The organism is Limnohabitans sp. 2KL-17, from assembly GCF_003063415.1.
Lineage (GTDB): Bacteria > Pseudomonadota > Gammaproteobacteria > Burkholderiales > Burkholderiaceae_C > Limnohabitans_A.
The window spans coordinates 1-755 of sequence record NZ_NESK01000099.1 but is presented as its reverse complement, the minus strand read 5'-3'; the positions used below and the strand labels follow the sequence as shown (position 1 = coordinate 755).

Below are 755 nucleotides of genomic sequence, written 5' to 3'. Positions count from 1 at the left end.
GCGCTTTGGCGGCAGCAACTTCATCGGCCGCTTTGGCAGCAATCTCTTCAGCCGCCGCTTTGTCCGCCGCCGCTTTGTCTTGCACCGCTTTGGCCGCCGCGTCCGCTTCAGCTGTGGCTTTGGCGGCCGCTAGTTTGGCCGCATTGAAGGCCTCTAGGGCAGCAGCCTTCTCTGCTGCGGTGCCGCTGGCGTTGGCCGCAGTCAGTGCAGTTTGGGCAGCAACCAGCGCTTTGGCGGCAGCAACTTCATCGGCCGCTTTGGCAGCAATCTCTTCACCGGCCGCTTTGTCCGCCGCCGCTTTGTCTTGCACCGCTTTGGCCGCCGCGTCCGCTTCAGCTGTGGCTTTGGCGGCCGCTAGTTTGGCCGCATTGAAGGCCTGTAGGGCAGCAGCCTTCTCTGCTGCGGTGCCGCTGGCGTTGGCCGCAGTCAGTGCAGTTTGGGCAGCAACCAGCGCTTTGGCGGCAGCAACTTCATCGGCCGCTTTGGCAGCAATCTCTTCAGCCGCCGCTTTGTCCGCCGCCGCTTTGTCTTGCACCGCTTTGGCCGCCGCGTCCGCTTCAGCTGTGGCTTTGGCGGCCGCTAGTTTGGCCGCATCGAGCACGGCTTGGGCAGCAGCCTTCTCTGCTGCGGTGCCGCTGGCGTTGGCCGCAGTCAGTGCAGTTTGGGCAGCAACCAGCGCTTTGGCGGCAGCAACTTCATCGGCCGCTTTGGCAGCAATCTCTTCAGCCGCCGCTTTGTCCGCCGCCGCTTTGTCT

General features: G+C 64.5%; 1 protein-coding gene. It reads right to left on the bottom strand.

Features of this window, described 5'->3' with window-relative positions; genetic code table 11:
• The coding region (locus tag B9Z45_RS17165; RefSeq protein WP_199221946.1) for a hypothetical protein at positions 1-755 on the bottom strand (755 nt) is incomplete at both ends.